This is a genomic window from Carnobacterium sp. (genome assembly GCF_040274425.1).
The window spans coordinates 1-7,656 of the sequence record NZ_JBEMBC010000098.1; the positions used below are offsets into that span (position 1 = coordinate 1).

Consider the following 7,656-nt stretch of genomic DNA (forward strand, 5'->3'; position numbering starts at 1 on the left):
TAGCTTCAATGTTTACTAAGTAACAGATTATTTTGCAGAAGGGCGATTTATTTACACAAACTTATTGACGCTCTCTGCTTGAAAGAATAAGTGTAACTATTTTTTAGTAAAAACTTCTAAAGTTTTCGGTCATATAGTATATTTTGAATCAAAAAAAATTAAACAACCGTCATTTTTAAGTCTGCTGCAAATCTAAAAATAAAAGGATCCACTTATAATTCAATAGTTTACATAAATCCCATTCTGTTTCGGCAACAGCCTTCACAGGGAGTTCTAAGAGTTTACAATTGAAAGTAGATAACGCTACGCAAGCCACATATTACATGAAACGAAAGTTACTAATTGGCGAAGCATCCACAAACTTAAGAGCTAAATTATCTGGCAGTACTATTTCTATAACCTATTAAGGACTACTCGCCCAGGTATTCAACAGTGGTTGTTCCTCCCCATCCTAAAGTATCTGTTACAAGACTATAGATAACGAATAGATTAACGAGCAAACAACAAGCACACGCAAAGTAAACAATCTTATGCAGAGTGTTTGTTTTTTTGTTTCGTTTGATCACAATGGGCGCTACAAATAAGCCATATGGAGCAATTAGACAACCCACACAAGTAAGAATAAATAGTATGAGCCCTTCGTCTTTAATAGTATTTCCACGAATAAAATCTAATTTTTGAACATTTTTTTCAGTTTCCTCTTTATTTTCCTCTATTTCTTTTTTGGATTTCTGATTTTCTTTTAATAAGTCGTCAATCGAAACATCGTAATAGGTACTTAACTTTGCTAGATTATCTAAATCAGGGTAACTATTGCCATTTTCCCATTTTGAAATGGACTGTCTTGAAATATGTAAATGTTCCGCTACAGCTCCTTGCGAATACCCTTTATTCATTCTGCTTTCTTTTAATCGTTCTCCTAATCCCATGGTTCTTCCTCCTTATTTTCCTCTCTGCTCTATCATACCGCAAGTAAAGATTATTGACTATAAGCTAGTATTTACAAGGTAGCAACTAATTGTTGCTACCTTGTAAATCATTACGTGTGTTACTTTATAAAGGGAATTTGTAATAATTAACTATATTGAGATAAGGAGAATCGTATCAAGGTAATGATATTAGGAAATACTTTATCCTAAACAAAACAACATAAAAGAGACATGGAGGATTTGATTTATGAAATTAAAGAAATTGAAAATAACTTTTCTGATGAAACAGAAAAAGTTAAAATTTTTATTATACAGCTGATTTTACTTTTGATCGAACGTGAATATACCAGTCAATGTATCCTTAGACATTTTGAAAATTGAATTCTTGACTATATTTTTCCCTAAAATTGATTCAAAAAACGGCTTCTTTTCTCTATTGAAATAAAATGAGAAAATAGTCAAATGTCAGGAAAAATCAGCTGATAAAAAGAAGGATTGAATAATCTTTTCACATAAACAAAAAAGTAAAGTCTGTTCCTAGAATCTAAGTGAACTTTAAAGCATAAACAAAAGGAAAATCAACTTTAAAATACTGTTATAAAATAGTGAATAAATAAAAGAACCTCAGGTTAAGTTAAATTATATAGCCTAATTGTGAAATAAATACGTAAAACAATAAAAAAACGGTTACATTTTTTGAGCGAACGCTGAGGTGAATCGCTTTACAAGTGTTTTTTTTAGCGGTACATTATGTGTGAAACGCTTGAAAGCGTATTATATTATTGGAGGGAATAAAATGACGAAAGAATATATTATGTCGATTGATCAAGGTACTACCAGTTCCAGAGCAATCATATTTGATAAAGCAGGAAACCCCAAATGGAGTTCTCAAAAAGAATTTACTCAACATTTTCCTCAACCAGGTTGGGTAGAGCATGATGCGAATGAAATTTGGATTTCAGTTTTATCCGTCATTGCAGGCGTGTTGATTGAATCTGGATTAAAACCATCTGATATTGATAGTATTGGAATTACCAACCAACGTGAAACAACCGTTGTTTGGGATAAAGCAACAGGTAGACCAATTTATCGTGCCATTGTATGGCAATCAAAACAAACCAATGATATTGCAGATCAATTAAAACAAGATGGACATACCAAATTAATTAAAGATAAAACAGGATTAGTAATCGATTCTTACTTCTCAGCAACTAAAATTAAGTGGATCTTGGATCATGTTGAAGGATCAAGAGAACGTGCTAAAAAAGGTGAATTGTTATTTGGGACGATCGATTCTTGGTTGGTTTGGAGATTAACAGGCGGAAAAGCGCATGTTACTGATTATTCAAATGCTAGTCGTACGATGCTGTTTAACATTTATGACCTTAAATGGGATGAAGATATTTTAGCACTGTTAGATATTCCAAAAGAAATGCTGCCAGAAGTAAAATCTTCTTCAGAAGTTTATGGCAAAACAATTCCAGAACATTTCTATGGTGGACAAATTCCAATTGCCGGTATGGCTGGTGACCAACAAGCTGCTTTATTCGGTCAAGTAGGATATGAAAAAGGAATGGTTAAAAACACTTATGGTACAGGTGCATTTATTATTATGAACACTGGAAAAGAACCCATTAAATCAGAAAATGGATTGCTTACATCGATTGCTTATGGTTTAAACGGTGAAATCACTTATGCCTTGGAAGGTAGTATTTTTGTTGCTGGATCAGCACTTCAATGGCTAAGAGACGGAATGAGAATGTTTAGAACAGCCCCGGAATCAGAAGAGTATGCTAAAAAAGTAGAGTCAACAGAAAATGTATATGTTGTACCAGCATTTACAGGATTGGGAGCCCCTTATTGGGACCAAGATGCTCGTGGAGCTGTCTTTGGCTTAACACGTGGTACAACAAAGGAACACTTCATCAGAGCAACACTTGAATCGTTGGCTTACCAAACAAAAGATGTTGTAGATACCATGAATAAAGAATCAGGCATTCCAATTAAAACATTGCGTGTGGATGGTGGAGCATCGAAAAATGACTTCTTAATGCAATTCCAAGCAGATATTTTAGATACTAAAATTGAACGTTCTAAAATTAGTGAAACAACAGCTTTAGGTGCTGCTTATCTTGCTGGATTAGCGACAGGATTCTGGAAAGACCAAGATGAGATCAAAAAATATTGGGAAAAAGATGCTACATTTGAACCAGATATGGAAGAAGAAGAACGTGAAGATTTGTATGCCGGTTGGCAATCAGCTGTAGAAGCTACACGAGTATTCAAACATAAATCTAAAAGAAAAGATAAATAAAAATCTAGCAGAAATAAACCGTTATTTTTGAGTAGTTTAAGATTTAAAGATAGAATGAAAAAGAGCATCTTTTATTAGGGATGTTCTTTTTCATTCTATTTAAACTGTTTAAAAGGAAAATAAAAAGTATCATACAGTCGAAAAAATTCAATTATTATTTAGGAGGCAGCATATGAGTAAAAAATATATCATGTCAATCAGTCAAGGAACGGATATGACGAAAGCAATTTTATTTGATGAAAAAGGCAATCAAAAATGGAGTTCTCAAAAAGAAATCACACAAAATTTCCCTGCCCCAGGCTGGGTAGAACAAAATGCAAATGAGATATGGTTATCGGTATTGTCGGTTATTGCAGAAGTATTAATTGAATCGGGAGTAAAACCAGCAGATATCAATAGTGTCGGTATTACCAATCAACGTGAGACAACTGTTGTTTGGGACAAAGAAACGGGCAGGCCTATTTATCAAGCTATTGGATGGCAATCTAAGCAAACCAATGAAATTGCACAACAATTAAGAGAAGATGGCCATGAAGACTATATTCATAGTAAAACAGGGCTAGTAGTTGATTCTTATTTCTCTGCAACTAAAATTAAATGGATCTTGGATCATGTTAAAGGATCAAGAGAACGTGCTCAAAAAGGAGAATTGTTATTCGGAACGATCGATTCTTGGTTGGTCTGGAAATTAACAGGCGGAGCAGCGCATGTTACCGATTATTCAAATGCCAGCCGTACGATGATGTTTAATATCTATGACCTAAAATGGGATGAAGATATTTTAGCATTACTAGATATTCCGAAAGAAATGCTGCCAGAAGTGAAGTCGTCTTCTGAAGTTTATGGAACTACCGTACCTTCACATTTTTATGGTGGAGAAGTCCCAATTGCAAGTATGGCAATTGACCAACAAGCGGCTTTGTTGGGACATGAAGGACATGAAGAAGGTATGGTTAACGCAACCTATGGTACTGGTGCCTTTATTATTATGAACACGGGTACTAAGCCAATTAAATCAGACAATGGATTATTGACTTCTATTGCCTATGGAATTAATGGCGAGATCACTTACACGTTAGAGGGGAGTATCTTTGTGGCTGGATCCGCATTGCAGTGGTTAAGAGATGGACTTAGAATGGTTAAAACAACTCCTGATACTGAATCGTATGCTGAAAAAGTAGCTTCAACGGACAATGTCTACGTAGTACCTTCATTTACTGGTTTAGCAGCACCTTATTGGGACCAAGATGTACAAGGATCAATCTTAGGTTTAACTCGTGGAACAACGAAAGAACACTTTATTCGTGCGACATTAGAGTCTCTTGCATACCAAATAAAAACAGTTGTAGATGCAATGAATAAAGAATCAGGTATTTCAATTGAAGTGTTACGCGTGAATGGCGGAGCGGCTCAAAATGACTTTTTAATGCAATTTCAAGCCGACATGTTAAATAAGCGTGTTGAGCGCCAAAAAGAAACCGAAACGGCAAATTTAGGAGCTGCTTATTTGGCAGGTCTGGCAACAGGATTTTGGAAAGATGGAAATGAAGTCAAAAAGACTTGGGAGAAAGATGCTGCATATGACCCTGATATGGAAGAATCTGTACGAGAAGATTTATACGCCGGTTGGCAATCAGCTGTTGAAGCAACAAAGGCGTTTAAACACAGACCATTAAGAAAAAAATAAGCTTTAACCATATGTGTTCAAAATAGTTAGAGGAGGAAATAATATGGCATTTTCAGCAAAAACGAGACAAGAAAATATCGAAAAATTAAAATCCACTCCATTAGACCTACTCATTATAGGAGGAGGTATTACTGGAGCTGGTATTACTGTAGAAGCTGGAGCTAAAGGGTTAGCAAATGGTTTAATTGAGATGGGCGATTTTGCATCTGGAACAAGCAGCCGTTCAACAAAATTGATTCACGGTGGATTACGTTACTTGAAACAATTTGATGTGGAAAATGTAGCGGAGGTTTCTAGAGAACGTGAAATCATTTATAAAAATGCTGCACATATTGTTCATCCTACACCTATGATATTGCCTATCTATAATGAGCAAGGCGCATCTTTTTCTTCATTTTCAGCAGAAGTAGCGTTAAAATTGTATGATGAATTATCGGATGTTCAAGAAGAGTATAAAAATTACTTCTTAGATAAAGAGTCCACTTTAGAGCGTGAACCAGCGCTTAAAAAAGAAGATTTATTACAAGCGGGAGTTTATCTAGACTATACTTCTGATGATGCTAGAATCACAACAGAATTAATGAAAAAAGCGAATGAATTTGGTTCTGTTATTGCTAATTATGTTAAAGCTGTTGATTTTATATTTGATGATCAACAAAAAGTAGCTGGTGTAAAAGCCCAAGATGTACTAACTGGGGAACAATTTGACATCAAAGCTGACATTATTATGAATGCTACAGGTCCGTGGTCAGATGAAACAAGAGAAAAGAGTGAGGCAGACTCTGAACAAAGAATGCGCCCAACAAAAGGGGTTCATTTAGTGGTACCTGAAGAGCGTTTGCATGTGAATGGTCCTATTTATACGGATTCTAGTTTTTCTGATAATCGTATGCTTTTTATTATTCCACGTAATGGAAAAACATATTTTGGAACAACCGATACGGACTATACTGGTGATATCAATCATCCAACAGTTTCCCAAGAAGATATTGAGTACTTGTTAAAAGCGATAAACTACCGATTTCCAGAAGCTAAGTTGACCGTAACAGATATTGAAGCAAGTTGGGCTGGATTGAGGCCTTTGATTGCTGAGAGCGGCGGGAAAAATCCATCAGCAGTATCTAGAGGAAGCTCGCTAACAGAATCTGAAAATGGGTTGATCACGATTGCGGGAGGCAAATTAACCGATTACCGTAAGATGGCTGAGGGATCGTTAAAATTAATTTCAAAACGATTGAAAGAAAAAACGGGTAAAGAATACCCTGAAGTAGATACTAAAGTAGTTAAATTGTCAGGTGGAAATGTTCCTTTAGGAAGTAAATTTGATGATTATGTTGAAGAACAAGCTAAAAAAGGAATGGAAACAGGTCTTTCAAAAGAAGAAGCAGAAAAATTAGTCAGATGGTTTGGATCAAATGCCAGCGAAATTTTTGATCGAGCTAACTCTTTCACAAAACCTGCTAACCTAGATTTAGGGGATGCGTTATTCCTTATCTACACTTTAGAAAATGAAATGGTTCTAACACCTACAGATTTCTTTGATCGTAGAACAGAAAGTATTTTATTTGATCAGCACCATGTTCTAGAGATAAAAGAAGCTGTTGTTGAATTTATGGCTGATTACTATCAATGGGATGCAGCAACAAAAGAAAAAATGGTTGTAGAATTAGAAGAAACGATTGCTGAAGCCGATCTTTCAAATCTATAACAAACTAAGAGAGGGTGAGATAAAAGTCTTATCCTCTTTTTGTGTATCGTGTTTCCTTTACGAATAAGTGGTGCGGAAAATCGGTCTCACTTGTCCATGAAACGGCTCTACACGAAAGAGTGAGCAACAAAATCACCACCACTTTTCCATGCAACAGCACTTGATGGAAGAGTGACGCACAAAAGAGTCTTCACTCTTCCATCAAAGTGGATTGCATGGAAAAGTGAAGCAAAAAGAAACTTGCTTTTCCAGTAAAAAAGGAAATACAAGTTTCTTTAGGTTCGTTTTAATTATAAGAGCTTAATCAAAATCGTAATCTAACTTATTTGATTGGCGCTCATGTAATTTTTTCATAACAAATCGTGCAGGCGGTTGAGCAATCAAAAGCTCACAGAATAAGGCAATACAAAAGTTTCTAGGCCAATGCGATAATGCACCAAATGAAGCTAAGCTGATACCATTTCCCATCATGTCGCCAATTATTGTCATGAATAGTGACATGCCAATTACAGTGAAAAAGATAGTGAAAAGCATTTTTGCATTAAATCCATCTGTATCATCAGAAAAAGTATGTACCATTTTTTCTGCAATACGTCCAACAACAAGTGTCTCTAATAACATAGCAATAATCCAAATAAGTGGTAAGGATTTAAGGACAATCATTAACACTTCTGTGTCAAACTTTCCAAATCCAAGGCTAATGTTTACTGTGCTCATAATAATAGCAGTTATTGCGCAAATAATAGCACCGTATAACATTCCTTCTTTAGCATTGTGGGGCAATCTGTTTTCTTTAACTTCTTTAATAATGAAAAACTCCTTTTTTGTGTATCTATAAGAAGTGTATCAGACATTGCAGCTCTTTCGTAAGTAAAACTTTCATGAAAATTACATGAAAATACCAATACATTTTTAACCAAATTAAAGAACCACTCTCCATTTAAAATGGACCCTATAGAATGGACACTAAAAAAAGTGCCCTCTATAGGGTCTATTTTTGTATACTTATATAGAAAAA

6 protein-coding genes are annotated in these 7,656 nt (G+C 35.1%); 3 read left to right on the forward strand and 3 right to left on the reverse strand.

Annotated features, from left to right (window positions below; translation table 11 throughout):
• Positions 1-410: 410 nt before the first annotated feature.
• Positions 411-929, reverse strand: a complete 519-nt coding sequence (locus ABS911_RS13265) for a helix-turn-helix domain-containing protein (RefSeq protein WP_350467954.1) — start codon at positions 927-929, stop codon at positions 411-413.
• A gap of 796 nt (positions 930-1,725) precedes the next feature.
• Here ABS911_RS13265 and glpK (ABS911_RS13270) point away from each other — a divergent pair.
• The 3 genes from glpK (ABS911_RS13270) (at position 1,726) to ABS911_RS13280 (ending at position 6,638) form a co-directional block, all read left to right on the forward strand.
• Positions 1,726-3,243: a glycerol kinase GlpK gene (gene glpK, locus ABS911_RS13270; protein WP_350467955.1), complete on the forward strand. Its 1,518-nt coding sequence runs from the start codon at positions 1,726-1,728 to the stop codon at positions 3,241-3,243.
• A gap of 172 nt (positions 3,244-3,415) precedes the next feature.
• On the forward strand, positions 3,416-4,930 hold the full coding sequence (gene glpK, locus ABS911_RS13275; protein ID WP_350467956.1) for a glycerol kinase GlpK: 1,515 nt from the start codon (positions 3,416-3,418) through the stop codon (positions 4,928-4,930).
• A 43-nt stretch (positions 4,931-4,973) separates the two neighbouring features.
• Positions 4,974-6,638: a glycerol-3-phosphate dehydrogenase/oxidase gene (locus ABS911_RS13280; RefSeq protein WP_350467957.1), complete on the forward strand. Its 1,665-nt coding sequence runs from the start codon at positions 4,974-4,976 to the stop codon at positions 6,636-6,638.
• A gap of 300 nt (positions 6,639-6,938) precedes the next feature.
• On the opposite strand, the gene ABS911_RS13285 is transcribed toward ABS911_RS13280, so the two are convergent.
• Together ABS911_RS13285 and ABS911_RS13290 are read right to left on the reverse strand one after the other, a co-directional pair.
• The gene (locus ABS911_RS13285; RefSeq protein ID WP_350467958.1) at positions 6,939-7,397 is read right to left on the reverse strand and encodes a DUF2798 domain-containing protein; all 459 of its coding nucleotides are present in this window, start codon (positions 7,395-7,397) and stop codon (positions 6,939-6,941) included.
• Positions 7,367-7,656, reverse strand: a 290-nt coding sequence (locus tag ABS911_RS13290) for a hypothetical protein (protein ID WP_350467959.1), incomplete at its 5' end; no start/stop codon positions are given. The genes ABS911_RS13285 and ABS911_RS13290, both read right to left, overlap by 31 nt.

Bases quoted from the DNA above. Each gene is read 5' to 3' on its own strand.
- ABS911_RS13285 (WP_350467958.1), bottom strand. From the start codon at position 7,397: ATGTTATACGGTGCTATTATTTGCGCAATAACTGCTATTATTATGAGC.
- ABS911_RS13265 (WP_350467954.1), bottom strand. From the start codon at position 929: ATGGGATTAGGAGAACGATTAAAAGAAAGCAGAATGAATAAAGGGTAT.
- ABS911_RS13280 (WP_350467957.1), top strand. From the start codon at position 4,974: ATGGCATTTTCAGCAAAAACGAGACAAGAAAATATCGAAAAATTAAAA.
- glpK (WP_350467956.1), top strand. From the start codon at position 3,416: ATGAGTAAAAAATATATCATGTCAATCAGTCAAGGAACGGATATGACG.
- glpK (WP_350467955.1), top strand. From the start codon at position 1,726: ATGACGAAAGAATATATTATGTCGATTGATCAAGGTACTACCAGTTCC.